This window comes from Subtercola boreus, from assembly GCF_003399625.1.
GTDB classification, from domain to species: Bacteria; Actinomycetota; Actinomycetes; order Actinomycetales; family Microbacteriaceae; genus Subtercola; species Subtercola boreus_C.
This window is the reverse complement of sequence record NZ_NBXA01000019.1, coordinates 19919-45698: the sequence shown is the minus strand read 5'-3', so window position 1 is coordinate 45698 and position 25780 is coordinate 19919. Positions and strand designations below refer to the sequence as shown.

The following is a 25780-nucleotide window of genomic DNA, read 5'->3' as shown; positions in this document are numbered from 1 at the left end:
CCGGGCTTCCCCGATGATGAGCTGTCGAGCCTGGTGGGCATCCTCGCCCGCTTCCGCCGCGAATCGGGCGACTTCGGCGACCCGCCCACCATCCCCGACCCCCTCTGACGCCCCGCGCGCCCCCGCGATTGAGGCGTGAGGGGAGGGGAGGGGAGAGGAGAGGGTCAGCCGTTGACGAAGGTCGGATCCCGCTTCTCGGCGAAGGCCGCCATGCCCTCCGTCTGGTCGGCGAGCGCGAACAGGGCCTGGAAGGCGCGCTTCTCGAAGCGGAGGCCCTCGGCGAGAGTCGACTCGAACGCGACCTGGACCGACTCCTTCGCCGCGTAGGCGACCGGGAGTGACTTCGACGCGATCGTGGTCGCGACCTCCAGAGCCGTGTCGAGGAGCTCAGCCGCCGGAACGATCCGCGAGACGAGGCCCGCACGTTCCGCCTCCTCCGCGCCCATCGTGCGACCCGTCAGGATGAGGTCCATCGCCTTGGCCTTGCCGATCGCGCGGCTGAGCCGCTGCGTGCCGCCCATGCCGGGAATCACACCCAGGTTGATCTCCGGCTGCCCGAACTTCGCGGTGTCGGCGGCGATCAGGATGTCGCACATCATCGCCAGCTCGCAGCCGCCGCCGAGGGCATACCCCGCAACCGCGGCGACGATCGGCGTGCGCACCGCAGTGAAGGCGGCCCAGCCCGAGAACAGCCCGTCGAGGTAGACCTCCTGGTAGCTGAGGGTCGCCATCTCCTTGATGTCGGCGCCCGCGGCGAAGGCCCGGTCGGAACCGGTGAGCACGATCGCCCCGATGCCCCGGTCGGCGTCGAACTCCTCAGCGGCAGCGACGACGTCACGCATCAGGGCAGCGTTCAGCGCGTTCAGCGCCTTCGGCCGGTTCAGCGTGATGAGGCCGACGCGCCCCCGGCGCTCGACAAGGATGTTCTCATAGTCGGTCATGCTGTAACTCCTTCTTCACTGCTGACGCGGATGTCGTCGATGATGCCAGAGAAGTCGAGGCCGGCACCCGCCCCGTCGGCGAACCGGCGGTAGATCGCGGCGGCGAGCAGGCCGATCTCGGCGCGCACACCCGTCGAGGTGATGGCCTGCTCGGCCAGGCCGAGATCCTTCGCCATCAGCGCTCCGGCGAAACCGGGCCGGTAGTCGCGGTTGGCGGGGCTCGTCGGCACGGGGCCGGGCACGGGGCAGTTCGTGGTGAGCGCCCAGCACTGCCCGCTGGCGTTGGATGCCACGTCGAACAGCGCCTGATTCGTGAGCCCGAGCTTCTCGCCGAGCACGAAGGCCTCGCTCACCCCGATCATCGTGATGCCGAGGATCAGGTTGTTGCAGACCTTAGCGGCCTGGCCGAGTCCTGTTCCGCCGCAGTGCACGATACGCGCGCCCATGCTGGCGAGGATCGGCTCGGCCACGGCGAAGTCCTCGTCGGAACCCCCGACCATGAACGCCAGCGTTCCGGCCTCGGCTCCCACCGTGCCGCCGGAGACCGGCGCATCCATCGCCCGGTGGCCTGCCGCGAGCGCGAGGTCGTGCGCCTGGCGGGCGTCATCCACCGCGATGGTCGAGGAGTCGATGAAGAGGGTTCCGGGCGCGGCGCTGGCAAGCAGGCCGGGCGCGTCGGGAGTGCCCCCGTAGGCCGAGAGCACGTGGCGCCCGGCCGGCAGCATGGTGATGACGACCTCGGCACCCGCGACGGCTTCGGCCGCAGACTCCGCGACGGCCACCCCCGCCGCGCGAGCGGATTCGGTGGCCGCCTGCACGAGGTCGAAGCCCACAACGTCGTGGCCTCCCCGCGCGAGGTTGACGGCCATGGGCCCGCCCATGTTGCCGAGCCCGATGAATGCGATGCGCATGTCTCTCCTTGTGGTTCAGATCAGGTGGCAGCGGCGAAGTAGGCGTCGATCTGCGCCCGGTCGACCTCGCTCGCCGAGCGGGGCTCCCACTGCGGATTACGGTCCTTGTCGATGACCTGGGCGCGCACGCCCTCCGCGAAGTCGTGCGACGTGAGGGCGTTCGCCGAGACGCGGAACTCCTGCTCCAGGGCGGATTCGAGGTCGGGCAGCGCGGCCGCCCGAGCGAGCGACTCGAGCGAGACGGCGACCGCGATGGGCGACTTCCTCTCGATCGTCGAGGCGGTGGAGAGGGCCTTCTCGTTCGCGGAATCCGCGCGAAGCTCGGCCAGGATGCCCGGAACGGTGTCTGCCGCATAGGCCGCGTCGATCCAACCGCGCTCGGCCGCCAGTTCGGAGTCGGGTGGGCTCATCGAGAACAGAGCGATCGCGGCATCCGCGTCGGTCTCCTCGAGAGCGACCAGCAGGTCGGGCAACCGTTCGCTCGGCACGTAGCTGTCGGCCAGCCCGACCTCGATCGCATCGCCCGCCCCCACGGTTCCGGCAGTGAGGGCGAGGTGGGTTCCGAGCCGGCCGGGGGCGTGTGAGAGCAGCCAGGTCGCCCCGACGTCCGGGATGAACCCGATACCCGTCTCGGGCAGCCCGAGCTTCGAACGCTCGGTCACGATGCGGTGCGACCCGTGGGCCGAAAGGCCGATGCCTCCGCCCAGCACGATGCCGTCCATGAGGGCCACGTAGGGCTTCGGAAACCGCGCGATGGCGGCGTTCAGGGCATACTCGTCGGCCCAGAAGGAGAGGGAGGCGCGGCCGTCACCGGTCGTCGCGTCGTTGTAGAGCGAGACGATGTCGCCTCCCGCGCAGAGCCCGCGCTCACCCCTGCCGACCAGCACGACGCTGGCGACATCCGGGGCCGCCGCCCACTCGTCGAGCTGCTTCCGGATGAGCGTGACCATGCCGTGGGTCAGCGCGTTGATGGCGCGAGGCCGATTGAGGGCGATCTCGCCGAGCTGCCCGCGCCGGGTGAACACGACCTCAGCCTCGGAGGCAGAGGACGAAGGCTCAGCGGAGGCGGAGGCGGATGCGGGCCCGGCCGCCGTCATATGGTGCCTGCAATGATCGATCGTCCGACGATGAGGCTCATGATCTCGTTCGTGCCCTCCAGGATCTGGTGCACCCGCAGGTCGCGCACGACCTTCTCGAGGCCGTACTCGGCGAGGTACCCGTATCCACCGTGCAGCTGCAGAGCCTCGTTCGCAACCGTGAACGCGACATCGGTTCCGAACTTCTTCGCCATGGCAGAGAACTCCACCGTGTCGGGGGAACCCGCATCGAGGGCCCGGGCGGCACGGCGCAGCAGCCCGCGGGCCGCCTCGAGTTGGATCCGCATCTCGGCGAGCCGGAAGACCAGCGCCTGCTGGTCGGAGAGCGGATGGCCGAACGTCTGGCGTTCCTTCACATGGACCACGGCCCTCTCGTATGCCCACTGCGCACCGCCGAGGGAGCACGCTGCGATGTTCAGTCGCCCGCCGTTCAGCCCCTTCATGGCAATTGTGAACCCGCCACCCTCCTCGCCGAGCAGGTTGGATCTCGGCACCCGCACGTTGTCGAACCAGACGGCCGCCGTGGGCTGGGCGTTCCAGCCCATCTTCTTCTCGTTGGCGCCGAAGGTGAGCCCGGGGGTGTCGGCCGGCACGACGATGGCGCTGATGCCCTTGGGACCTGGGCCACCGGTGCGCGCCATCACGACGTAGACGGCCGAGGATCCGGCACCCGAGATGAAGAGCTTCTCGCCGTTCAGTACGTAGTCGTCGCCGTCGACGACGGCCGTGGTTCGAAGGGCCGCGGCGTCCGAACCCGCCCCCGCCTCGGTGAGGCAGTAGCTGCCCCGAAGCTCCAGGGCCGAGAGGCCCGGCAGCCACTCACGGCGGATCTCGTCGCTGCCGTAGGTGTCGATCATCCACGCCACCATGTTGTGGATCGAGATGTAGGCGGCGATGGTGGTGTCGCCCTGGGCGAGCTCTTCGAAGATCAGCACGGCATCGAGCCGACTGAGCGCCGAGCCTCCGAGGTCTTCCCGCACGTACACGCCGCCGAGGCCGAGTTCTCCGGCCTGCTGCAGCACATCGATGGGGAAGTGCTTCGCCTGGTCCCACTCCACCGCGTGCGGCGCAAGGGCCTCCTGGGCGAACTGGCGCACGGCCAGGGCGATGTCGCGCTGGTCGTCGGTGAGGTCATCCGGCGCCGGTGCGGGTGCGTCCTCGAGCAGGGTCGTTTCGCGAACCATGGACAATCCCTCTCGTCTCGCCTGCTCCAATGCCTGCGCTTTTCTCGACTCTACAAGGACGTGCACCAATAAACTAGGGCGTGCTGGTAGATCGTCGGTACGGGTGACAATATGGAGGGAACACCTTGCTGATGCGACCGTCACCTTGTGGCCGCAACGACGTGTCCGACAGAATCAGAAGCCAAGGAGTTGAACCCGTGAAGATCATCGTTCTCGTCAAGGAAGTGCCCGACACCTACGGCGATCGCACCATCGATGAAGAGACGGGTCTGGCCGACCGTGCCGCGAGCGAAGCGGTGCTCGACGAGATCGGGGAACGCTCGCTCGAGGTCGCACTGACCTACCGGGATGCGAATCCCGACACCGAGGTCGTGATCCTCGCGATGGCGCCGGAGTCGGCGTCGACGACCCTCCGCAAGGGGCTCGCCATGGGCGCGACCAGCGTGGTGCACGTCGCCGATGTGGCCCTCGCCGGCGCCGACCTCGGGCTCACCGCCGAGATCCTCGCCGCCGCGATCACCCAGACCGGGTACGACCTCGTCATCACGGGCAACCTGTCGACCGACGGATCGGGCGGGGTTCTGCCCTCGATGATCGCCGAGCACCTCGGGGTCCCCCTGGCCGGATCGCTCTCGAGCGTGGAGATCTCCGAGACCGGGGTCACCGGGGTGCGGCTCACCGACGCAGGAACGATGGCGCTCCGCTCAGCGCTGCCGGCGGTGGTCGCCATCACCGAGAGCCTGCCCGAAGCCCGGTACCCGAACTTCAAGGGCATCGTGGCGGCCAAGAAGAAGCCCGTGGTCACGCTGAGTGCCGCAGACCTGAAGATCGATCCCGCCGACCAGAGCGCCCCCCGTTCGATCGTGCTGAGCGTCGCCCGCAAGCCGCCCCGCACCGCGGGCACGAAGATCGTCGACGAGGGTGACGGCGGGCAGCAGCTCGCGGACTTCCTCCTGAAGAACAAGCTCGTCTGAGGGAGGGGCGAAGATGACCGATGGACAGAAGACGACCGACAGTGTTTCCGAACCGATCCTCGTGCTGGTCGACACCACACCCGACGGCGAACCTCTGAAGAGTGCGGCCGGACTGCTGGGAGCCGCCTCCGGCATCGGCACCCCCGTGGCCCTGATCGTCGTGCTACCCGGCACCGGGGCGTCCGCAGCGCGCGCCGCCGCAGAGCTCGGAGCCGCCCGCGTGCTGGTCGTCGAGAGCGCCCAGGTGCTCACCGAGGTCGCGACACCCACCGTCGCAGCGCTCGAGGCCGCGGTCGAGGCTGTCGGTCCAGGCGCGGTGCTCATCTCCAACTCCATCGAGGGTCGCGAGGTCGCTGGCCGGTTCGCGGCCCGCAGCCACTCGGCCATCTGCGTCGACGCGGTCGGCCTCTCGCGCGACGACGAGGGCGTGGTCATCCACCACTCCGTCTACGGCGGAACGTACACCGTCGACTCGGCCGCCACCTTCGGCGCCCCCGTCGTGACGATCCGGCAGGGGTCGATCGAGCAGAGAGCGGCGGCGACGGATGCCCGGCCCGAGACCCTCGACGTCAAGGTCTCGACGACTCCCGTCGCCACCATCGAGACGTTCACCCAGACCGCCCGGAAGTCGACCCGTCCCGAGCTCCGCGGAGCGACCACGGTGGTCTCGGGCGGCCGCGGGCTCGGTTCCCAGGAGAAGTTCGCACTCGTCGACGAACTCGCCGACACCCTCGGTGCCGCCGTCGGGGCGTCGCGGGCAGCGGTGGATGCGGGCTACGTTCCGCAGAGCTTCCAGGTGGGCCAGACCGGGGTGTCGGTGGCGCCCCAGCTCTACATTGCGCTCGGCATCTCGGGCGCCATCCAGCACCGGGCGGGTATGCAGACGGCGAAGACCATCGTGGCGATCAACACAGACGGTGACGCCCCCATTTTCGACATCGCCGACTTCGGGGTGGTGGGCGATGTCTTCACGGTGGTCCCCCAGCTGATCGCCGCCCTCGAGAAGAAGAAGCAGTAGTGGCCGGCACTGTGCGGGGGGATGCAGCGCCGCTGCGTCGTGGGCTGCCCCGTGTGGCGGGCGGCGAACCGTGGCCGCCGGCCGGCGCGGCTCCGGTCGACACCGCACCGACATCGGCGGCGGATGCGTCTCTGGCTGCCACGGTGCCGGCTCCGGGCGCGACACCCACCGCGCCCATCCCCGCTGCCGCGACGACCGCGACCGCCCCTCCTTCGGCGACAACCGCGGTTCCCCCCGCACCCACCGACATGGGTGCGACCACGCAGGCGAGGCGCCGCGGCCTCCCGCGTTCCGCTGGCGGAGAACCGTGGCCGCCGGAGGCTTCCGACGCCAGCCTCGCGGCCTCCCCCGCCACCTCGCCCGACGCGCCGGCGGAGCCCTTGTCACCGCCCTCCGCCGCGCCGCCGCCCGCCGCCGCGCCCACTCCCGCCGCCGCGCCCACTCCCGCCGCCGCGCCCGCACCCGCCGCCGCGCCCGCACCACCGGCGACCGCGCCCGAGTCGCCGCGCCGGCCTGCCGCCCGCACGGGCGCCCCTCCCAGGCGGTCGCCCATCATCATCTCGACCGGCGCCGCACCCGCCGCCGCACCCGCCGCCAGCACCGCACCCAAAGCCAACGGCAGCGCCAGCGCAGCAGCACCCGCGCCGACCGGCGCCAGCACGGGAATCACCCGACTGCGGCACCTGCCGCGACCCACGCAGATCGTGCTCGGCTCGCTCGCCCTGCTCCTCGTGGCCGCCGTCGCCGTGCTGGCTGCGCGCGGCCTCACCACCTATCGCGTCGTGCAGGACTTCCTGCAGACCTACCCGGGCGAGTACCCCCTGCCCGACACCGTCGAATCCGGCTTTCCCGCCTGGATCGGCTGGCAGCACTTCCTGAATGCGTTCTTCATCGTGCTGATCATCCGCTCGGGCTGGCAGGTGCGCACCGAGAAGCGACCGAGCGCCTTCTGGACAGCGCGCTGGGCGAAGACGAAGCGGAGGATCAGCCTCACCCTCTGGTTCCACCAGGCACTCGACGTGCTGTGGCTCCTGAACGGTGTGGTCTTCGTCGTGCTGATCTTCGCGACCGGGCACTGGCTGAGGCTGGTGCCCTCCAGCTGGGCGGTCTTTCCGAATGCCGTCTCCGCGCTCATCCACTACCTCACACTGGAGTGGCCGACCGACAACGGGTGGGTCAACTACAACAGCCTGCAGCAGCTCATGTACTTCATCGTCGTCTTCGTCGCCGCCCCGCTCGCGGCCCTCACCGGGGTGCGGATGTCGGGGGTCTGGCCGAAGCGCGCCACACGCCTGAACGCCGCCTACCCGATCGAGGTGGCCCGGGCCATCCACTTTCCGGTGATGCTCTTCTTCGTCGGCTTCATCGTCGTGCATGTCGCCCTGGTCTTCGCCACGGGCGCACTCCGCAACCTGAACCACATGTACGGCTCGAGCGATGAGGTCAACTGGGTGGGCTTCGGCATCTTCTTCGCCTCACTCGTGGTGATGGTGGCGGGCTGGATCGCGGCACGACCGCTGGTCATCGCACCGATCGCGTCGCTCTTCGGGAAGGTCACGGCGCGCTGAGGTTCTGCACACCCGGCTGAGACCTCCTCGGCACACGAGACACCGTCTCGACGAAACGACTCTCGACAGACAACAAGGAGACAGAACATGGAATTCACCGGCGCACACGCTCTCGTGACAGGCGCGGCCTCCGGGCTGGGTGCTGCAACAGCCCTGGCCCTGGCCGAGAAGGGCATGAGCGTCACGGGCGTCGATCTGGCGGCCGCCCTGGAGAAGGCGACGCTTCCCGAGAACGTGCGGTTCGTGGCGGCCGACATCACCGACGAGGATCAGGTGCAGCAGGCGATCGACGGCATCGACGGGCCCCTGCGGGTCGTGGTGAACTGCGCCGGCATCGGGCCGGCCCGCCGCATCCTCTCGAAGTCGGGCGTGCACGACCTCGCCCTGTTCCAGAAGACGATCGACATCAACCTCGTGGGAACGTTCAACGTGATGAGACTCGCGGCCGCGAAGATGGCCGGCGACGAACCCTACGACGAGTTCGGCGCGCGCGGCGTCGTCGTCAACACGGCATCCGTTGCGGCGTTCGAGGGGCAGATCGGCCAGATCGCCTATGCCGCCTCGAAGGGCGGAGTGGTCGCGATGACGATCGCCGGGGCGAGGGATCTGGCGTCGAGCGGCATCCGCGTCGTCACCATCGCACCCGGCATCGTCGACACCCCGATGCTCGCGGCGCTCGGTCCGGCGGTGAACGAGTCTCTCGCGAAGTCGGTTCCGTTCCCCGCCCGGCTCGCGCGACCCACCGAGTTCGCGGACCTCGTGCTGACGATCGCCGGCAGCGAGTACCTCAACGGCGAGACGATCCGGCTCGACGGCGCGATCCGCATGGCCCCGCGCTGAGACAGCCGTCTCCCGGTACGACACACTGGTATCACGGCTGGCCGCCGCCTGCCCGCTGTGAGACGTGAGAAGGTCGCTGTGAACGCCCAGAACTCCCAAAACGCCCAGAACTCCCAGAACACCCCGAACCCGATGAAACCGAGCGAATCGGGCCTCGCCTTCACCGGCGTCTCCGGCCGCAACCAGCTGAATCCCCTGTTCTGTCGCGACGGGGAGGCGAACGACTTTCCGCTGAACACCCTTCCGCAGGAGGAGTCCCTGCCCGAGACGGCCTACCAGATCGTGCACGACGAGGCGATGCTCGACGGCAACTCGCGGCTCAACCTCGCCACCTTCGTCGGCACCTGGATGGACGAGCACGCGCAGCGCATCTACGCCGAGTCCGCCGACAAGAACATGGTCGACAAAGACGAGTACCCCCAGACGGCCGCCATCGAGACCCGCTGCTGGATGATGCTCGCCGACCTCTGGAACGCCCCCGATGCGAACAACACGATCGGAACATCCACCATCGGCTCCTCGGAGGCGTGCATGCTCGGCGGCCTCGCCCTGAAGCGCCGCTGGCAGCTGGCACGCCGCGCCCAGGGTCTCGACACCGCGAAGCCGAACATCGTTCTCTCGAGTGCCGTGCAGGTGTGCTGGGAGAAGTTCTGCAACTACTGGGAGGTCGAGCCGCGCTACGTTCCGATCACCGACGACCACAAGGTGCTCGACGGCCACGAGCTGGAGAAGTATGTGGACGAGAACACGATCGGCGTCGTCGCGATCATGGGCGTCACCTACACCGGCATGTACGAGCCGGTGGAGCAGATCGCCGAGGCGCTCGACCGCATCCAGGCCGCGACGGGTCTCGACGTGCCGATCCACGTCGACGGTGCGTCCGGCGGCATGATCGCGCCGTTCCTGCAGCCCGACCTGAAGTGGGACTTCCGGATCGAACGGGTCGCCTCGATCAGCACGTCGGCCCACAAATACGGCCTGGTCTACCCCGGTCTCGGCTGGGTCGTCTGGCGCAGCGTCGACGCCCTGCCGAAGGAGCTCATCTTCGACGTGACCTACCTCGGCGGGCACATGCCGAGCTTCGCGCTGAACTTCTCCCGGCCCGGCGCGCAGGTGCTGCTGCAGTACTACCTGTTCCTCCGTCTCGGGTTCGACGGCTACTACCGCGTGCAGAAGACCTCGCACGACGTGGCCGTCTACCTCGCCCGGGAGATCGGGGCGATGCCGGCATTCGACCTGTGGAACGAGGGCACCGACATCCCGGTCTTCGCCTGGCAGCTGAGTCGGGGCTACACCACGAACTGGAACCTCTACCACCTGTCCGAACGACTGCGACTGAAGGGCTGGTTGATCCCGGCGTACCCGATGCCCGACAATCTCAGCGACATCACGGTGCAGCGCATCGTCGTTCGGAACGGACTCAGCCGGAACCTCGCCGAAAGCCTGATGGCCGACATCCGCGACGCCGTCGGCTACCTCGACCGGCTCGAGTCCCCCATGCCGACGGAGGGCCAGACGACGGGATTCACCCACTGAGAATCGGTGCGACCGGGGAATGCGTCGGCGCCCTGCGCGTTGGACCTGTGGTGCCGCAGACGGCGGCACCACCTGAAAGGACCTCCGTGGATCTCTTCTCGCCGCTCAGCCTCGGCAGCATCGACCTCGCCAACCGCCTCGTGATGGCACCGCTCACCCGCACCCGCTCCGGTGAGTCGGGCGTACCGAACGACCTGAACGTCGAGCACTACGCGCAGCGCGCGAGCGCCGGCCTGATCATCACGGAGGGCACCTACCCGAGCGCCGAGTCGCGCTCCTACCCCGGACAGCCCGGCATGGTGACCGACGAGCAGGAGGCCGGCTGGAAGCGCGTGGCCGACGCCGTGCACGAGCGCGGCGGAAAGCTCATCATGCAGGTGATGAACGGCGGACGCGTGTCGCACACCGACATCACCGGCACGCCCCGCATCGTCGCACCGAGCGCGATCGCCATCGAGGGCGACGTGCACGTGCCCGAGGGCAAGAAGCCGTTCCCGGTGCCGCACGAGCTCACGACCGACGAACTGGCCATCGTCCGCGGCGAGTTCGTCGAAGCCTCCCGCCGCGCGGTGCGTGCCGGTCTCGACGGCGTCGAACTGCACTCGGCCAACGGTTACCTGCTGCACCAGTTCCTCTCCCCTGCCTCGAACCAGCGCACCGACGAGTTCGGCGGTAGCCCTGAGAACCGGATCCGCTTCGTCGTGTCGGTGGTCGAGGCCGTGGTCGAGGCGATCGGTGCGGAGCGCACCGGCATCCGCATCTCGCCCTCGCACAACATCCAGGACGTTCTCGAGACCGACGCAGACGACGCGCGCGCCACTTACCAGGCGCTGATGGATGCCCTCGCTCCGCTCGGACTCGCCTTCGTGAGCGTTCTGCACGCCGACCCGACCGGTGAATTCGTGCAGGAACTCCGCACGCGGTTCGGCGGCGGCTTCGTCGTGAACAGCGGCTTCAGCCACATGACCACCCGCGAGGAGGCGACCACCCTCGTCGAGGGCGACTTCGCCGACGCCGTGGCCGTCGGGCGCGCGATCATCGCGAACCCCGACCTGGTCGAGCGCTGGGAGGGCGACCACCCCGAGAACGAAGTCGATCCGTCGACGTTCTACGGTTCGACGGCCGAGGGCTACACGACCTACCCGACGCTCCATGAGCTGGCCCGCCAGCAGTAGCGCCCCTCCCCTCCCCCCGGCGTCGGGTTCGGTACTCTGAGCCCATGAGCACGAGCCCGACGCGCCCCTCCGACCGACGAGCACGGCGACTGGCCGGGATGGCCGGGAGGCCCGCCCGGGCCAACGACAGTCAGCGCGGGCTCCTGCCCGATCATCCGTTCCGCTACGCGTTCATCGCGACCCTCGGCGTGGGGGCCGCGACGGTCGTTCTCGGCGCGGTGTCGAGCCTGTCGACCGTGCTCATCTACCTCGGCATCGCCCTGTTCCTCGCGCTGGCCCTCGATCCGCTCCTGCAGCGCATGTCGGCCCGTGGCTGGCCCCGCTGGGCCGCCTCCGCGGTGCTCGGCGTCATCGTGCTCGGTGCCGTCGTCGGGCTCGTGTTCGCGATCATCCCCGCGGTCACCGCACAGGTGTCCGTTATCAGTGCCCAGCTGACGACGCTCGTCCAGAACCTCCCGAACCAGGCCTGGTTCCAGTGGGTGACCGCGAACGTCGGGCCGAGCATCGACGTCGACGGCCTCCTCTCGAGCGTCACCGCCTTCTTCACCGACCCCAGCAAGCTGCTCGGCATCGCCGGCGGCATCCTCAGCGTCGGCACGGGGATCATCGACGCAGTGACGGGCGTGATCGTCGTCAGCATCCTCACGATCTACTTCGTGCTCACCCTCCCTGCCGTGAAGAGGAAGGGGTACACCCTCGTCGCCCGCTCCAGCCGCGAGCGCGTGACCGAGCTCGCCGAGGAGATCTTCCAGTCCGTCGGACGTTACGTCGGCGGCCAGGTCGTGCTCGCCCTCGCCAATGCGGTCGTGACCTTCACGGTCACCTCGGCCGTCGGCAGCCCCGCCCCGGCCCTCCTCGCCCTCGTGGCATTCATCGGGGCCCTCATCCCCGTCGTCGGCACGGTCTTCGGTTCCGCGATCGCCGCTCTTGCGACCCTGATCGTGAACCCGGGGGGCGCGCTCATCGTGGCCGTCGTGCTGCTCGTCTACATGCAGGTCGAGGCGTACATCCTCTCGCCCCGGGTCATGGCCAAGGCCGTCGCGGTGCCCGGTGCGCTCGTCATCGTCTCGGCGATCGGCGGCGCCGCCCTCGGCGGAATCCTCGGCGCGCTCGTGGCCGTACCCGTCGCGGCGGCGGGCCTCATCATCGTGAACCGGGTGGTCGTGCCGCGGCAGGAAGCGCGCTGACAGACCGGTCAGACGCCGAACGGCCGCGCGTCGAACCGCCCGTTCCTCTCGCGGAAGGTGTGCGCGTACCCCGGCCAGAGCAGGGTCAGGCGGTGGCTGCGGTCGTCGACATACCAGCTGCGGCAGCCGCCGGTGAGCCAGACCGTCTGCGCCGCGGCGGCATCGATGTCGGCGGTGTAGGCAACCTCGGCCTCGGCGCTGACCTCGAGTGCGGCATCCGGATGCCCGGCCAGGTGTTCCAGCGCACCGAGGACGTACTCGAGCTGCGTCTCGATCATGTGGATCGCCGAGTTGTGGCCGAGGCTCGCATTCGGGCCGTCGATGATGAACAGGTTCGGAAAGCCGTGCACGACCGTGGAGGCGTAGGCGGTCATCCCGTCGGCCCAGTGTTCGCTGAGGAGTTCTCCGGCGCGGCCGGCGATCCGTTCGGCGTAGGGCTGGCGCGTGGAGTGGAAACCGGTCGCGAAGATGAGCACGTCGAGGTCGTGGGTGCGGCCACTGGCGGCGGTCGCCCGGGAGGCGTCGAGGGAGGCGAGTGCTGAGTTCTCGAGGTGCACATTCGCCAGCGCGAGCGTCGGGTAGTAGTCGTCGGAGAGCAGCACGCGTTTGCAGCCGATCTCGTAGTCGGGCGTCAGCGCCTCGCGGAGGGCCGGATCGTCGACCTGCGCGTCGAGGTGGTTCTGCCAGCGGGCGCGCTGGGCGTCGAGGTCCGGTTGCCGGCCGAGGCGGCTGGGGAACGTCTGCTCGGCCTTCCAGAAGATCGCGTTGCGGGAGTCGTCGAGCAGCTGCGGGTCACCCGCGAGGAGGGCCTTCTCGGCGTCGGAGTAACGGCGATCGCCCCGCGGCACCACGTAGGGGGCGCTCCGCTGGAAGACGACGACCTCGGAGGCCTCGGCGGCGAGCGCGGGCAGCACCTGCACAGCGGATGCCCCGGTGCCGGTGATGCCGACGCGCATGCCCCGCAGATCGACGTCGTGGTTCCACCGGCTGGTGTGGAAGTGCGGGCCCTCGAAGGTGTCGAGACCCGGTGTGGCGGGGATCCGCGGTTCGGAGAGTCGGCCGGCCGCGGTGACGAGAGCGCGGGCGGAGTACCGGCCGGTGGTCGTGGTGATCAGCCACCGACCGTCGGCCCCTTTCCATTCCGCGTGGAGGAGCTCGGAGCCGAGACGGAGGTGGGGCAGCAGTCCCTCCTCGCGGGCGCACTCCTCGAGGTAGGCGCGGATCTCGGGCCCCGGGGCGAACACCGACGACCAGTCGGGCTTCTGACGGAACGAGAACGAGTAGAGGTGCGAGGGGATGTCGCAGGCGACACCGGGGTAGGTGTTGTCTCGCCAGGTTCCGCCCACGCTGTCGGATCTCTCGGCGATGACGAAGGTGTGCGCTGTCTCGCGGGCGAGCCGGATGCCAAGGCCGAGGCCCGCGAAGCCGGCCCCGACGATGAACACGTCGACGCGTTCGGGGGCGGCCTCGGTCGCAGGTGCGCGAGCGTCAGCCCGCATCGGGCCCGATCGGATCGTAGAGCGTCGATCGCTGCCAGGCGCTCCGGCCGAGGTCGCGGGCGAAACCAGCCACCTCGTCGAGAGTGAGCTGGCGGCCCGACTCGGCCCCGGCATCCGGTCGGAGCGAACCGTCGAGCAGGATTCCGCCGAGGTCGTCGGCGCCGCCTCCGAGAACAGCGCGGGCGCCGGCCGGGCCGAGCTTCGTCCACGCCGACTGGAGGTGCGGGATGTGCTCGTCGAGCATGAGCCGGCTGACCGCGTGCACGGCGCGGGACCGCCGGAGATTCGGCCCGCGGCCGGCGAGATGCGGCGGCATGGACGGATGCTCGGCCGGCACGAACGGCATCGGGATGAACTCGCTGAACCCGCCGGTGCGCTCCTGCAGCGCGATGAGGGTGCGGAGGTGCGCGACGATCTGAGGCGCGGTCTCGATGTGGCCGTAGATCATCGTGGCGGTCGAGGCCAGGCCCGCGCGGTGGGCCGCCTCGACGATGCCGAGCCACGCGGCGACTCTGAGGTCCCGGCCGCCGGTCATCGTCTCTCGCACGGTGTCGTCGAGGATGCGGGCACCGGTTCCGGGCACGGAATCGACTCCGGCTTCGGCGAGCGCGGTGAGGAAGTCGGGCAGCGCGAGGCCTGCGCGGGCCGCCCCGTCGGCGAGCTCGGCGGGGCGGAAGGCGTGCAGGTGCAGAGCGGGCTGCCGGGCCTTCACCGCGCGTACGAGGTCGACGTAGCCCGACGGCCCGAGCTCCGGATGCGCGGCACCCTGCATGCAGATCTCGGTCGCCCCGAGCATCCGTGCCTCGTCGGCCAGGTCGGCGAAGTCGTCGAGACCCAGGGTCGGGGACGTTCTGTCAGCTCCCGAACGAACGAGCGACGAGTCGAGGTTGCGGTTCACCACGAACGACAGGGTGTTCCCGAAGCGGGCACGGCGGAGGTCGTCGGCCAGGCCCGTGAGCGCGTCGAGCTCGGCGCCCGAAGCCCGCAGGAGCGCCGCGTAGTCGCCATCGCTGAGCGTGCCGGGCGAGCGTTCCGCCCGCTCGAGCGCCAGGGACACCACCGAACGCACCGCCGCGTGGGGCGCGGGGAACGGCAGTGCGCGAGCGGAGCGCGAGCGCGTCGCGGTCGCCGGCGGCGCCACCGGCAGACCCTCCTCACGGGCAAGGCCCCGCGAATCGGCGAGGGCGCGCACCGCCGGCAGCACGGCATCGTCGATCCAGGGCGCACCCTCACGGATGTAGTGCGGATGCGCCGTCAGCCGCTCCCGAAGCGTGTAGCCACCCGCCGCCGTCAGCCTGGCGAGCTCGTCGATCTGCGGCCAGGGCCGCTCGGGGTTCACATGGTCGGGCGTGAGCGGGCTCACCCCACCCCAGTCGTCGATGCCGGCGCGGATGAGCAGCGCCAGTTCTGCCGCATCGGTGAGGTTCGGCGGGGCCTGCAGCCGGGCATCCGGGCCGAGCACCAGCCGCGTCACGGCGACGGCCGCCGCGTACTCGTCGGTCGCCAGGTCGCCCGTCGACATCATCGCCGTCGAGTCCTTCGCTCGGAAGTTCTGCACGATGGTCTCCTGCACGTGCCCGTGGAGCTCTGCGGATGCCCGGATGGCGAACATCGCATCGACCCGTTCGGCGGTGTTCTCCCCGATGCCGAACAGCACCCCGGTCGTGAACGGGATCTTCAGCAGGCCTGCGTCGTCGAGCACCCGCAGGCGCACCGCCGGATCCTTGTCGGGCGAGCCGAAGTGCGCCTCCCCCCTGTCGGCCCAGAGCCTCGTCGCAGTGGTCTCGAGCATCATGCCCATCGATGGGGCAACGGCCTTCAGCGACTCCAGCTCGGCGTACGTCATGACGCCCGGATTCAGGTGCGGCAGCAGCCCGGTCTCCTCCAGCACCAGCTGCGACATCGCCCGCATGTAGTCGATCGTCGACTCGTAGCCGTGCTCGTCGAGCCAGTCGCGCGCCGCGGCCCAGCGGTTCTCGGGGCGGTCGCCGAGCGTGAAGAGGGCCTCCTTGCAGCCGAGCGCGGCGCCCTGCCGGGCGATCTCGAGCACATCGTCTGCCGAAAGGAAGGGCGCGATCCCCGCACGCTCCAGCTTGCCCGGCGACTGCACGAACACGCAGTAGTGGCAGCGGTCCTGGCAGAGATGGGTGAGCGGGATGAAGACCTTGCGGGAGTACGTGATGACGCCGGGGCGGCCCGCGCGCTCGAGCCCGAGGTCACGCAGCCGGCCGGCCTCGGCGAGCAGTGCGTCGAGCTCGGCGCCGCGCGCGTGCAGCAGGGCCTCGGCTGCCTCTGCGCTGAGCGTTCCCCCCGACGCGCTGAGGGCGAGTGACCGCTCGATCGACGGGGCGGATGCGGGTGGGGCGGAAGAGGGTGACATCTCGCTCCATGCTAGCTCCCCCGAGCTTTCCCGAAGCGGGGACGCCATCCCCCTCATCCGCTCCCGGCGACCTAGGATGAGGGGTGTCAACTTAGTTGACACCCCTGCCCTGGCGAAAGACGGGGCTCCCCCACCCGAGAAGGAGCGAATCATGACCGACCAGACCCCCCTGACTGCGAACAGTCCGATCGGAACGTGGCTGGATCACCCGGTGGGCGGCCCCGCCATCACCGCCCTGCTCGGCGCCGGCGGCGGCTTCGACGCCAGCAGCCTGACCCCGGTACTCGGCCTCCCCCTGCAGCAACTGGTCGTGCTGAGCCAGGGCCAGCTCCCCCAGGAGGCCGTGGATGCCCTCGTGCTGCAGGTGAACGGCGGAGTCGTCCCCGACGGGTCTGCGGAGCCGACGGGCTGGCAGGAACGCGTCACGACCGGTCGGTTCGCCGGGCAGACGGTCATCGTGACGGGCGCCGCCTCCGGCATCGGCCGGGCCACCGCCCTCCGCGTCGCCAGGGAAGGCGGCCGCGTGATCGCCGTCGACATCTCCGCGGAACGCCTGGCCGACCTGGCCGGCCTTGTTCCCGGCGCCGAGATCGTGACCGTCGCCGGTGACATCACCCAGCAGGCCGACATCGATGCCATCACCGCCGCCGCGGGTCCGTCGATCCACGCCCTCGCCAACGTCGCCGGCATCAACGACGACTTCTCGCCGGCGCACGAGACCAGCGATGCGGTCTGGGATCGGGTCATCGCGATCAACCTCACCGGCGGCTTCAAGCTCATGCGCGCCGTGCTGCCGGCGATGCTCGCTGCCGGAAGCGGTTCGGTCGTGAACGTCGCCTCGGAGGCAGGTCTCCGCGGCGACGCCTCGGGCAATGCGTACACGGTCTCGAAGCACGGCGTGATCGGCCTGACCCGCAGCGCCGCCTTCATGTACGGTCTGCAGGGTATCCGCGTGAATGCGGTCGCTCCGGGCGGCGTGGCCACGGGTATCCCGTTCCCACCGAACGTCTCCGAAGCCGGAAAGGCGCGGCTCTCCCCCTTCCAGGCGCAGATCCCGACGGTTGCGACCGCCGAGCAGCTGGCCGCCTCCATCACCTTCCTGTTGAGCGACGATGCCGTCAACATCAACGGCGTCGTGCTGCCGTCGGACGGCGGCTGGTCAGTGCAGTAGCACGGGGCGGGCGGGCCGGGGCGCGTCAGGCTGCAGGCGTGAGGATGTCCTGCAGCAGCGACCCGTAGCGCTCCACGACCTCGTGCCGGTCGGCGGCCAGGAGGTACTCGTCGCCGACCACCCAGAGGGAGTAGAGCAGCCCGCCGATGAGCGCAGCGGCGAGCCGTGCCCGCAGCTCCCCGCCCTGACCCGGCAGCCGGGCGAGCAGCGGCCGCACGAAGGTCTCCTCGTGTACGGTGCGGAGTCGCCCGGCGATCGAGGGCTCCCCGCTCCCGCGCACGAGGGCGAGATAGACGTCGCTGAACTCGTCGGCGTCGGCCAGCACGACCTCGACGAACCGACGGCCGAGCTGCTCGAGCGGCACCGCGAGCAGCGGTTCGTCATCCAGAGACGGCTGCATGGTCTCGAGGAACAGCAGCTCCTTCGACCCGAAGTGCCGGATCACGAGCGCCGCGTCCGCCTCCGCCAGGGCTGCGATGTCACGAACGGAACTGCGTGCGTAACCACGCTCCCGGAAGAGCGTGGACGCCGCGGAACGGATGCGCTCCCGCGTCGGCACGCCCTCACCCCGTACCATTCCCGAACGCCTCATTCCCGCCGGAACCGCCGGCCGCAGCGTCAAGGCTAGCCGAACGACGCGCCCTGGCCGTCGCCATCCCGGCCCGGGCGGGCACCGATGGATGCCTGCAACTCAGAAGCCGCGGCCGTGATGAGGTCGGCGAAATCTGCTTCGGGCGTCTCCGTCCAGTCGTCGTAGGCGACACCGAACACCGCCACAGCGGCGTGGGCGGCGAAGGCGGCAAGCCGGCCGGAAGCGCCCTGCGCCTCGAGCTCGGCGGCGATTGCCGCCGAAAGAGAAGAGGATTTCATCAGGTCGCGCTCTCGGAGCTCGAGCGACGAATCGATGAGATCGCGCCTCAAGGAGGCATAGGGCACCACATCAGCCAGGGTCCGGCCCGCTCGGCCCAGCGCCTCGATCGCCCTCTCGAAAGGTGGCTTCGCTCGATCGGCATCCTGCAGGCAGCGAAGCACCTCGGCCTGGAGGTCGGCGCCGCCGGCGAAGAGCACTTCCCGCTTGTCGGTGAAGTGGTTGAAGAACGTGCGCTTGGTCAATCCCGCTCGGGCGGCGATCTCGGCCACGGTCACCGCTTCGTAACCGTGCTCCCGGAACAGTTCGACGGCTGCTTCCTGGAGGCGCTCCCGGCCATCCGGTCTCCATCTCGACATGGCAACACTCTAACCTGCCATTGCATACGGTGCAATCACATGGCATGATCGACTACACCAAGTGCAATCACGCACGCGGAACACTGCCTGAGGAGCCCACCATGCCCACCAATACCGCCGCCTGGCTGACAGAGAAGCACGGCCGCTTCCACCTCGGGGAGGCCGCCTACCCCTCGCCCGCCGCCGACCAGGTGGTCGTCAGGAACAGAGCGGTCGCGATGAATCCGCTGGAATGGATCATCCAGGTGGAAGGCAACCTCACCTACGGATGGCTCGACTATCCGACGATTCTCGGCTCCGACACTGCCGGCGAGATCGTCGAGATCGGTTCGGGTGTCACCCGCTTCCAGGTCGGCGACCGCGTGCTCGGGCACGCTGTCGGCACCGACAGGGACGTCACCAGTGCAGCCGAGGGCACCTTCCAGGAGTACACCGTCGTGCTCGAGCGCCTGACAGCGCCGATTCCCCAGGCGCTGCCGTTCGAAGAGGCCGCGACCCTTCCGCTCGCCGTGTCGACGGCATCCTGTGCGCTCTTCGAGTCCGCGTGGCTCGGCCTCCAGCATCCCTCAGCGCACCCGGCGGCGACCGGGCAGACGGTACTGGTCTGGGGTGGTTCGACGAGCGTGGGAAGCCAGGCCATCCAGCTGGCCGTCGCAGCAGGGTATGAGGTCATCACGACCGCCTCGCCCCGGAACGTCGACTCGCTGAGAGAACTCGGCGCGGCGCTCGTGTTCGACTACAACAGCCCCACCGTCGAAGAGGACATCATCGGGGCCCTGTCCAGCCGGACTCTTGCCGGCGCCGTCTCGTTCGGCACGACAGGCGCTCCGGCGTGCATCCGCATCGCCGGCGCTTCGAAAGGCCGCCGCTTCGTCGCCATCGGCACACCCCCAGTCTCGTTTGCAGCACTGGCCGATGGCCGCCTCGCCACACGCGCGCGGATCACCGCCCAACTGATCTCGTCGAACATCGGAATGCAGGTCTCCGCCAGAACCCGGGGCGTGAAGCTGAAGTACATCTTCGGCAGCGCGCTGAAGAAGACGGATGTCAGCCTGGCCATCTACCGAGACTTCCTTCCGGCGGCCCTCGCGGACGGCTCGTACCAGATCGTTCCGAAGCCCCGGGTTGTCGGCCACGGTGTGGGCGCCATCCAGGATGCCCTCGACCTCCAGCGGAAGGGCGTCTCCGCCCAGAAGATCGTCGTCACCCTCTAGCGCTTCACTACGGCACGTCTGGTACCGGCTCGCCCGGCGTGCCGAGCATCGGCCGGAGGGTCGAGCGCAACACCTCGAGCCGGGTGGTGTCTTCGCCGAACCAGTCGTTGCTCGCCAGCACCCGGGGGTAGGCGCGCGCGAGGAGAGCCCGGCCCTCTTCCGTCAGGCGGATCCGGGAGAGCCGGCCTCGGCCCCGGTCCGGGCCGCGGGCGAGGAGACCGCGGCTTTCGAGTGCAGCACAGAGGGCGGTCATGCTCTGCGGCCGGACTCCCACCGACCGCGCGAGTTCGGCCTGACTGAGCCCGTCCGAGTCGGCGAGCTGGGCGAGTACGCCGAACTCGACGGGGCTGAGCTCCATCGGCGCGAGTTCGAGGGCGAGCATCCGGGCCAGTTGCCGGGCGGCGCGGATGACGGTCCACGCCGCGACGTCATCGATGTCGTCCCGTGACACGGAGAACTCTGCGGCCATGGGTCGATCCTAGCCGCGTATGCTTGAGTATCAGTTAGCTGATACTAGGAGGCATCATGGATTCGCTGGTAGCTGTCACAGGCGTGACTGGGGACGTGGGCGGGAAGACTCTCGACAAGCTCCGGGCAGCGGGAGTGCCCGTACGGGCGATCGTGCGCCGGACGGACCAGGCAGACGCACTCCGCGCCCGCGGCGTCGACGCCAGGGTCGCAGATCTCGGCGATCCGCAGTCTCTCGCCGCCGCCCTGGACGGCGCGGACCAACTGTTCCTGATAACGGCGGCGACGACAAGGCAGGCCGAGCACGGGGCCAACGGCGTGCGTGCCGCACAGGCGGCGGGAGTGCGGGCGATCGTGCAGCTCTCCGGCGGCGACGCTGCCGAGCATTCCCCCCTGCCCTGGGCGAGCGCGATCTGGCAGATCGACGAGCTCGTGCGCTCCAGCGGACTCGAGTACACCATCCTCCATCCGTCCGGGTTCATGACGAACCTGGAATCATCGGCGCCGGCGCTTCGGCGCGGCATCTTTCCGCAGACGATGGGACGCGGACGGATCGGGTGGATCGACACCGACGACATCGCCCGGGTCGCCGCCACGGTTCTCGCCGCTGGGGTGCACGCCGGCGAAGAGCCCGTCCTCACCGGGCCGGCCCTGCTCGACGGGCGGGGGATCGCCGAATCGCTGACCGCGGGTCTCGGTCGGCGAGTGCGCTACCTGCACCTCCCCAGCCGGGCTTTTGCCGGCATGCTCCGCCTGTCCGGCGTCTCGTCATGGCAGGCCGAGGGACTCCGCAGGCAGTTCGGCCGGGTCGCCCGTCTCGGTCTCGACGGCGTCGACGCGCTGACCTCCGACGTCGAACGCCTCACCGGAACGCCGGCCCGGCCGATGTCGGCCTGGGCACACGACCGGCGAGCCGTCCTTCTGGGCGAGGACTGAACGCCTTCTCCTAGAGGCGAGGCGAGGCGAGTCGAGTCAGACTCTGTTGCGCGTGGCGACAGTGCTGGCTCTGGTGATGAGGTGGGGCCGCAGCACGATCGTGCTCCTGCCCCCCTCGTCCTCGCCGCGGATCTCGGCGAGGAGCAGTTCGGCCGCGGCCCGGCCCATGTCTTCGCCGGGCTGGCTGATCGTCGTCACCGGGGTCGTGCTCTCCGACGCGAAGTGGTTGTTGTCGTATCCGACGACGGCCACGTCTTCCGGAATGCGTCGCCCCGCCTGTTGCTCGAGAACCTGGATGATGCCGATGGCGAGGAGGTCGGAGGCCGCCACGACGCCGTCGACACATGCATCCTGAGCGGCGATCCGGCTGCCCGCAGTGCGCCCGTGGGAGATGTTCATGCCGGTCGTCTCGATCAGTGTCAGAACGGTTCCCGGAGTCTCGCTCACCGCCTGTCCGGCTCCGGCGAGACGCTCCGCGACGGCCTGCAGCTTTATCGGACCGCCGGCGAAGACCAGGTTCTTCCGCCCGAGGGAGATCAGGTGCTGCGCGGCGATGTACCCGCCGTAGTGCTCATCGGCGACGACCCCGGCATAGCGAGCGTCTTCGGCTGCGTAGTTGACCAGCACCAACGGTCTGCTCACTGCCTTCGAGACGAGCGAGTTCGTGATGTGAGGGTCAAGGGGCGCGAGGATGATGCCTGCCACCCGCGCCTGCTCGAACACCTCGAGATTCGAGAGCTGCTTCTCGATCTCGATGTCGCTGTTGGCTATCAGGAGGTTCATTCCCTGCTCACGGAGCGTTGCCTCCGCACCCCGGGCGATGTCGACGAAGAACGAGTTGCCCATGTCCACCAGAACGATGCCGACGGTGTTGCTCGAGCCCGCCGCCAGGGACCGGGCAGCGTCGTTGCGCACGAAGCCCAGCGCCTCGATCGACGCCTGCACACGGAGCCTGGTGGGCTCTCGAACCTTCTCGGGATTGTTCAGTGTGTTGGAGACCGTGCCGATGGCGACCCCGGCGTGCCGGGCGACGTCGGACATGTTGGGCTGCAGCGGGGTGGGACGAGCCTTTCGAGCATCCGCCATTGGAACCTCCCAGCCAGTGTGACGCTACTTTAGCAAAGTAATTGAAGCGTAACCAAAACAGCGTTGACAGGGTGGTGACCCGTCTATATGGTTCTTTTGAAGCGCTTCATTCGAGGCACATTCGCATCTCAAGGAGGAAATGTGATCACCACAGCCAAGGGGCGCCTGGGGCGTATCGTGCCCGCCGTCGCCATCATCGGAACCGGGGCGCTGCTGCTCGCGGGCTGCGCCTCCGGCTCGGCAGCATCCGGCAGCGCGACAGGAAGCGCGAAGTTCGACTATCTCGGCGCCGACACCAACACCGAGATCTCCACGGTTCTCACGCTGATGTCGAAGGACCAGTGCTCGAGCGAGAACACCGCCCAACCACTCTCCGTCGGCACGACGCCCGGCACGGGGGTGGACCAGAAGCTCCAGCTGCTCGCCGGCCAGAATGCGCTTCCGGCCATCTCGACCGCCTCGGGGACGCCCAGCCTGATGACCCAGTTCGTCGAGGCGAAGAAGATCGTGAACATCACGGAGGCCCTGGGAGACGAGTCGAGCAACCTGCTGCCGGCGGCCCAGTCGATCATCACCAAGCTGTGCGGAGGCAGTGACTCGTACGTGCTGCCGACCGAGTTCAATATCGAAGGCATCTGGTACAACAAGAAGATCTTCGCCGACAACGGCATCACCGTGCCGGAGACCTGGGACGCGCTCGTCGCGGCTTCCCAGAAGCTCGAAGCGGCAGGCGTTCAGCCCATCACCGCCGACGGCAAGGATGGCTGGCCGATCACCCGCCTGATCGGCAACTACATCTTTCGCGACCAGGGCGCCGACGCCCTGCAGGCGGTCAAAGACGGCAGTGCGAAACTCACCGACGCCGCCTACGTCAAGGCGGCTGACGCCGTCGCCGCCCTCGGTCAGGGCGGAGCATTCGGGCCCTCGGTCGGCTCCATCGACTACAACGGTATGGAGAACGCGTTCCTGACCGGCGGTGCAGCGATGATGTACAACGGCAGCTGGACGCTGGCGAACTTCAACGACCCCGCCCAGAACACGATCGGCCTCGACAACATCGCCTACATGCCGTTCCCCGCGGTCACCGGCGGCAAGGGATCGATCGACGACACCCCGGCCAACATCGGTATCCCCGTAATGCTCGGCCAGAGCAGTTACGGCACCAACACACAGGCCTGGATCAAGTGCATCGCCGCGAACTACGGCGACCTCGCCCTGGCCAACGGGGGCGTCGTCTCCGGCTTCAAGGTCACCAACGTGCCGACGGATCTCCCCGCGCTCACCCAGGTCGTTCAGGCGAAGGTCGCAGCCACCACCACCGCCACGCTCTGGTTCGAGGCGCTCTTCTCCCCGAAGCAGACCACCGTCAGCCAGAACAACGCAGCTCTTCTCGCGACCGGCTCGTTGACGGGTGAGCAGTTCATGCAGATGGTCCAGGACGCCGGCCAGTAGCAGCCCGCACGCAGGGGGGCCGAAGCGGCGTCAGCAGACCCGCCGTTCCGGCCCTCCTCCTGCTCCACCGACCTCCTTCACAGAAAAGACGTACCCCGATGAAAAGCGTTCTCGGCGACAGACGGGCGATCTTCGCCCTGCTCGGGCCGGCCCTCTTGGTCTACTCCCTGATCGTCATGGTCCCGATCTTCTGGTCGCTGGGCTACACGTTCTTCACCGGCAGCATCGTCAGCGGATTCACCCCCAACGGGTTCGACAACTTCGTCGAGTTCTTCACGGATCCGACGGCGTGGTCGGCTCTGGCCTTCACGGTCAAGTACGCCGTTGTGCTCACCGTCGGCCAGGTCGTCATCGGCTACGCCTTCGCGCTGATGTACCACTTCTATCTGAAGCGCGCATCCGCGATCATCCGCACCCTCGTCTTCTTTCCCGTCGTGCTCCCCACGGTGGCTGTCGCGCTCCTCTTCCAGCAGTTCTTCCAGTCCGCCCCGACAACAGGGCCGGTCAACGGGTTCCTGAACTCGCTGGGCCTGTCGAGCGTGGACTGGTTCGGCCACGCAGATTCAGCGTTCTGGGTCATCGTCGCCGTGGACATCTGGCGATCGATGGGGTTCTACGCCGTGCTGCTCTACGCCGGCATCGTCGACATCCCCGACGACATCGTCGAGTCCTCCCGCATCGACGGCGCCTCCGGCTGGAAGCTGCTCCGGCACATCATCCTGCCGCTGTCGCTGCCGGTGCTGCTGTCCTCCGTCATCTTCAGCATCAACGGCACCCTGAAGGTCTTCGACAGTGTTCTGGCACTGACGAACGGGGGGCCGGGAAGCGGCACCACCCCGCTGACCCTCTACATGTACCAGACGTCGTTCACCTACGGGGACTACGGCTACGGCAGCACGATCGCCCTGATGCTGACGATCCTCTGCCTGCTCGTCACCGTGTTCATCTTCCGCGCGCAACGACGCGACCTCACGAAAGCGTGATCCCCGTGGCCACTCCGAACCTCACCGCGCCCCACCCCTCCGCATCCCACCCCTCCGCACCACCGATCACGCAGGCCAGGCGCCGCCGGAATTCACGCACGCTGAAGGGAGTCCTCCTCTCTGTGCCGATGAAGATCCTGATCGCGGTCATCCTCATCATCGAGATCTACCCGCTGGTCTGGATGCTCATCAGCTCCTTCAAGACGCAGGCCGAGTTTCTCGGCAAATCGTTCTGGTCGTTTCCCGCCGACCCGCAGTTCTCCAACTATGTGAACGCGTTCACGGTCGGCGACATGGGCCACTACATCCTGAACAGCGCCATCGTCGTCTTCCCGTCGCTGGCCCTGATCATCCTGTTCGGCACCGCAGCCGGCTTCGCCCTCGAGGTCATGGTGTTCAAGGGGCGCGGGTTCATCCTGATGCTGTTCCTGGCGGGCATCCTCATTCCCGGCCAGATGATCCTGCTCCCGCTCTTCACGATCTACTTCCAGACCGGACTCACCGGCTCGCTCTGGCCTCTGATCATCACGTACACGGCCACCGGGATGCCTCTGACGGTGTTCTTCATGGCCACCTACTTCCGATCCATCCCGAAGGAGATCTTCGAGGCGTCGACCCTGGATGGCGCGAACATCTTCCGCACGTTCTGGTCGGTCGGCTTCCCGATGGTGCGGAACGCGGTCTTCACCGTCGCACTCGTGCAGTTCTTCTTCCTCTGGAACGACCTGCTGATCGCCCTGACGTTCACGAACAGCCAGAGCCTCCAGACCATCCAGGTCGGTCTCCTGAACTTCACCGGCAACTACGGCCAGGTCTCCTACGGCCCCCTGTTCGCGGCCATCTGCGTGAGCGTGTTCGGCACGCTCGTCATCTATCTCTTCCTCAATCAGCGCGTCATGAAGGGCCTCACGGCCGGATCGGTCAAGGGCTGAA

At 68.7% G+C, this 25780-nt stretch carries 23 protein-coding genes; 13 read left to right on the top strand and 10 right to left on the bottom strand.

Translation table 11 applies throughout. The annotated features are described in order from the left end of the window. Positions 1-164: 164 nt before the first annotated feature. The 4 genes from B7R21_RS08690 to B7R21_RS08675 are packed head-to-tail and all read right to left on the bottom strand — an operon-like array spanning position 165 to position 4133. A complete protein-coding gene (locus B7R21_RS08690) occupies positions 165-941 on the bottom strand; it encodes an enoyl-CoA hydratase (protein WP_116282856.1) in 777 nt (258 codons plus the stop codon). Next, positions 938-1852, bottom strand: a complete 915-nt coding sequence (gene mmsB / locus B7R21_RS08685; RefSeq protein ID WP_116282855.1) for a 3-hydroxyisobutyrate dehydrogenase — start codon at positions 1850-1852, stop codon at positions 938-940. Before mmsB ends, B7R21_RS08690 begins: the two co-directional genes overlap by 4 nt. Before the next feature lie 20 nt (positions 1853-1872). Continuing rightward, positions 1873-2949: an enoyl-CoA hydratase/isomerase family protein gene (locus B7R21_RS08680; RefSeq protein WP_116282854.1), complete on the bottom strand. Its 1077-nt coding sequence runs from the start codon at positions 2947-2949 to the stop codon at positions 1873-1875. Then, entirely contained in the window at positions 2946-4133 is a 1188-nt protein-coding gene (locus B7R21_RS08675) for an acyl-CoA dehydrogenase family protein (RefSeq protein ID WP_116282853.1), read from the bottom strand. The genes B7R21_RS08680 and B7R21_RS08675 overlap by 4 nt, the downstream gene beginning before the upstream one ends. A gap of 197 nt (positions 4134-4330) precedes the next feature. Between B7R21_RS08675 and B7R21_RS08670 the strand changes: the two genes are divergently transcribed. From B7R21_RS08670 to B7R21_RS08640, 7 genes are all read left to right on the top strand, one after another. Continuing rightward, the gene (locus tag B7R21_RS08670) at positions 4331-5107 is read left to right on the top strand and encodes an electron transfer flavoprotein subunit beta/FixA family protein (protein ID WP_116282852.1); all 777 of its coding nucleotides are present in this window, start codon (positions 4331-4333) and stop codon (positions 5105-5107) included. Between the two features lie 13 nt (positions 5108-5120). Continuing rightward, on the top strand, positions 5121-6125 hold the full coding sequence (locus tag B7R21_RS08665; RefSeq protein ID WP_116282851.1) for an electron transfer flavoprotein subunit alpha/FixB family protein: 1005 nt from the start codon (positions 5121-5123) through the stop codon (positions 6123-6125). After that, positions 6125-7693 carry a cytochrome b/b6 domain-containing protein gene (locus B7R21_RS08660; protein WP_253259715.1) on the top strand — a complete coding sequence of 523 codons (1569 nt, stop codon included), beginning with the start codon at positions 6125-6127 and terminating at the stop codon, positions 7691-7693. The genes B7R21_RS08665 and B7R21_RS08660 overlap by 1 nt, the downstream gene beginning before the upstream one ends. 87 nt (positions 7694-7780) lie before the next feature. Continuing rightward, positions 7781-8533 carry an SDR family NAD(P)-dependent oxidoreductase gene (locus tag B7R21_RS08655; protein WP_116282850.1) on the top strand — a complete coding sequence of 251 codons (753 nt, stop codon included), beginning with the start codon at positions 7781-7783 and terminating at the stop codon, positions 8531-8533. Positions 8534-8665: 132 nt separating this feature from the next. Next, positions 8666-10069, top strand: coding sequence for a glutamate decarboxylase (locus tag B7R21_RS08650; protein ID WP_116282861.1), 1404 nt, complete (start codon positions 8666-8668; stop codon positions 10067-10069). Between the two features lie 86 nt (positions 10070-10155). Beyond that, a complete protein-coding gene (locus B7R21_RS08645) occupies positions 10156-11244 on the top strand; it encodes an alkene reductase (RefSeq protein WP_116282849.1) in 1089 nt (362 codons plus the stop codon). 44 nt (positions 11245-11288) lie between these two features. Continuing rightward, positions 11289-12431 carry an AI-2E family transporter gene (locus tag B7R21_RS08640; protein ID WP_116282848.1) on the top strand — a complete coding sequence of 381 codons (1143 nt, stop codon included), beginning with the start codon at positions 11289-11291 and terminating at the stop codon, positions 12429-12431. An 8-nt stretch (positions 12432-12439) separates the two neighbouring features. On the opposite strand, the gene B7R21_RS08635 is transcribed toward B7R21_RS08640, so the two are convergent. Together B7R21_RS08635 and cofG are read right to left on the bottom strand one after the other, a co-directional pair. After that, the gene (locus tag B7R21_RS08635) at positions 12440-13930 is read right to left on the bottom strand and encodes a flavin-containing monooxygenase (protein ID WP_116282847.1); all 1491 of its coding nucleotides are present in this window, start codon (positions 13928-13930) and stop codon (positions 12440-12442) included. Further along, on the bottom strand, positions 13920-16310 hold the full coding sequence (gene cofG, locus B7R21_RS08630) for a 7,8-didemethyl-8-hydroxy-5-deazariboflavin synthase CofG (RefSeq protein ID WP_116282846.1): 2391 nt from the start codon (positions 16308-16310) through the stop codon (positions 13920-13922). The genes B7R21_RS08635 and cofG overlap by 11 nt, the downstream gene beginning before the upstream one ends. A gap of 151 nt (positions 16311-16461) precedes the next feature. On the opposite strand from cofG, the gene B7R21_RS08625 reads away from it, so the two are divergent. Continuing rightward, positions 16462-17481, top strand: coding sequence for an SDR family NAD(P)-dependent oxidoreductase (locus B7R21_RS08625; protein WP_116282845.1), 1020 nt, complete (start codon positions 16462-16464; stop codon positions 17479-17481). Positions 17482-17506: 25 nt separating this feature from the next. Here B7R21_RS08625 and B7R21_RS08620 read toward each other — a convergent pair whose 3' ends face one another. Further along, a complete protein-coding gene (locus tag B7R21_RS08620; protein ID WP_216364186.1) occupies positions 17507-18040 on the bottom strand; it encodes a TetR family transcriptional regulator in 534 nt (177 codons plus the stop codon). A 65-nt stretch (positions 18041-18105) separates the two neighbouring features. Next, on the bottom strand, positions 18106-18708 hold the full coding sequence (locus B7R21_RS08615; RefSeq protein ID WP_116282843.1) for a TetR/AcrR family transcriptional regulator: 603 nt from the start codon (positions 18706-18708) through the stop codon (positions 18106-18108). 101 nt (positions 18709-18809) lie between these two features. Here B7R21_RS08615 and B7R21_RS08610 point away from each other — a divergent pair, with 101 nt between their 5' ends. Next, positions 18810-19922, top strand: a complete 1113-nt coding sequence (locus tag B7R21_RS08610; RefSeq protein ID WP_116282842.1) for a zinc-binding alcohol dehydrogenase family protein — start codon at positions 18810-18812, stop codon at positions 19920-19922. 7 nt (positions 19923-19929) lie between these two features. Here B7R21_RS08610 and B7R21_RS08605 read toward each other — a convergent pair whose 3' ends face one another. Further along, complete coding sequence (locus B7R21_RS08605) at positions 19930-20391, bottom strand: MarR family winged helix-turn-helix transcriptional regulator (protein ID WP_116282841.1); 462 nt, start codon at positions 20389-20391, stop codon at positions 19930-19932. A gap of 56 nt (positions 20392-20447) precedes the next feature. On the opposite strand from B7R21_RS08605, the gene B7R21_RS08600 reads away from it, so the two are divergent. Continuing rightward, the gene (locus B7R21_RS08600; RefSeq protein ID WP_116282840.1) at positions 20448-21326 is read left to right on the top strand and encodes an NmrA family NAD(P)-binding protein; all 879 of its coding nucleotides are present in this window, start codon (positions 20448-20450) and stop codon (positions 21324-21326) included. Positions 21327-21362: 36 nt separating this feature from the next. Here B7R21_RS08600 and B7R21_RS08595 read toward each other — a convergent pair whose 3' ends face one another. Continuing rightward, positions 21363-22367 (bottom strand): LacI family DNA-binding transcriptional regulator, encoded by a 1005-nt coding sequence (locus B7R21_RS08595; protein WP_253259714.1) that lies wholly within the window; start codon positions 22365-22367, stop codon positions 21363-21365. Positions 22368-22553: 186 nt separating this feature from the next. On the opposite strand from B7R21_RS08595, the gene B7R21_RS08590 reads away from it, so the two are divergent. The 3 genes from B7R21_RS08590 (at position 22554) to B7R21_RS08580 (ending at position 25779) form a co-directional block, all read left to right on the top strand. After that, entirely contained in the window at positions 22554-23864 is a 1311-nt protein-coding gene (locus B7R21_RS08590; RefSeq protein WP_216364185.1) for an ABC transporter substrate-binding protein, read from the top strand. Positions 23865-23962: 98 nt separating this feature from the next. Beyond that, on the top strand, positions 23963-24847 hold the full coding sequence (locus B7R21_RS08585; protein ID WP_116282837.1) for a carbohydrate ABC transporter permease: 885 nt from the start codon (positions 23963-23965) through the stop codon (positions 24845-24847). Positions 24848-24852: 5 nt separating this feature from the next. Further along, positions 24853-25779, top strand: a complete 927-nt coding sequence (locus B7R21_RS08580; protein WP_253259713.1) for a carbohydrate ABC transporter permease — start codon at positions 24853-24855, stop codon at positions 25777-25779. The last annotated feature ends 1 nt before the right edge of the window (position 25780 follow it).

Coding starts and splice junctions, on each gene's coding strand:
- B7R21_RS08585 (WP_116282837.1), top strand. CDS start 23,963: ATGAAAAGCGTTCTCGGCGACAGACGGGCGATCTTCGCCCTGCTCGGG.
- B7R21_RS08665 (WP_116282851.1), top strand. CDS start 5,121: ATGACCGATGGACAGAAGACGACCGACAGTGTTTCCGAACCGATCCTC.
- mmsB (WP_116282855.1), bottom strand. CDS start 1,852: ATGCGCATCGCATTCATCGGGCTCGGCAACATGGGCGGGCCCATGGCC.
- B7R21_RS08605 (WP_116282841.1), bottom strand. CDS start 20,391: ATGGCCGCAGAGTTCTCCGTGTCACGGGACGACATCGATGACGTCGCG.
- B7R21_RS08610 (WP_116282842.1), top strand. CDS start 18,810: ATGCCCACCAATACCGCCGCCTGGCTGACAGAGAAGCACGGCCGCTTC.
- B7R21_RS08625 (WP_116282845.1), top strand. CDS start 16,462: ATGACCGACCAGACCCCCCTGACTGCGAACAGTCCGATCGGAACGTGG.
- B7R21_RS08675 (WP_116282853.1), bottom strand. CDS start 4,133: ATGGTTCGCGAAACGACCCTGCTCGAGGACGCACCCGCACCGGCGCCG.
- B7R21_RS08595 (WP_253259714.1), bottom strand. CDS start 22,367: ATGTCCGACGTCGCCCGGCACGCCGGGGTCGCCATCGGCACGGTCTCC.
- B7R21_RS08635 (WP_116282847.1), bottom strand. CDS start 13,930: ATGCGGGCTGACGCTCGCGCACCTGCGACCGAGGCCGCCCCCGAACGC.
- B7R21_RS08690 (WP_116282856.1), bottom strand. CDS start 941: ATGACCGACTATGAGAACATCCTTGTCGAGCGCCGGGGGCGCGTCGGC.
- cofG (WP_116282846.1), bottom strand. CDS start 16,310: ATGTCACCCTCTTCCGCCCCACCCGCATCCGCCCCGTCGATCGAGCGG.
- B7R21_RS08600 (WP_116282840.1), top strand. CDS start 20,448: ATGGATTCGCTGGTAGCTGTCACAGGCGTGACTGGGGACGTGGGCGGG.
- B7R21_RS08640 (WP_116282848.1), top strand. CDS start 11,289: ATGAGCACGAGCCCGACGCGCCCCTCCGACCGACGAGCACGGCGACTG.
- B7R21_RS08680 (WP_116282854.1), bottom strand. CDS start 2,949: ATGACGGCGGCCGGGCCCGCATCCGCCTCCGCCTCCGCTGAGCCTTCG.
- B7R21_RS08650 (WP_116282861.1), top strand. CDS start 8,666: ATGAAACCGAGCGAATCGGGCCTCGCCTTCACCGGCGTCTCCGGCCGC.
- B7R21_RS08655 (WP_116282850.1), top strand. CDS start 7,781: ATGGAATTCACCGGCGCACACGCTCTCGTGACAGGCGCGGCCTCCGGG.
- B7R21_RS08615 (WP_116282843.1), bottom strand. CDS start 18,708: ATGTCGAGATGGAGACCGGATGGCCGGGAGCGCCTCCAGGAAGCAGCC.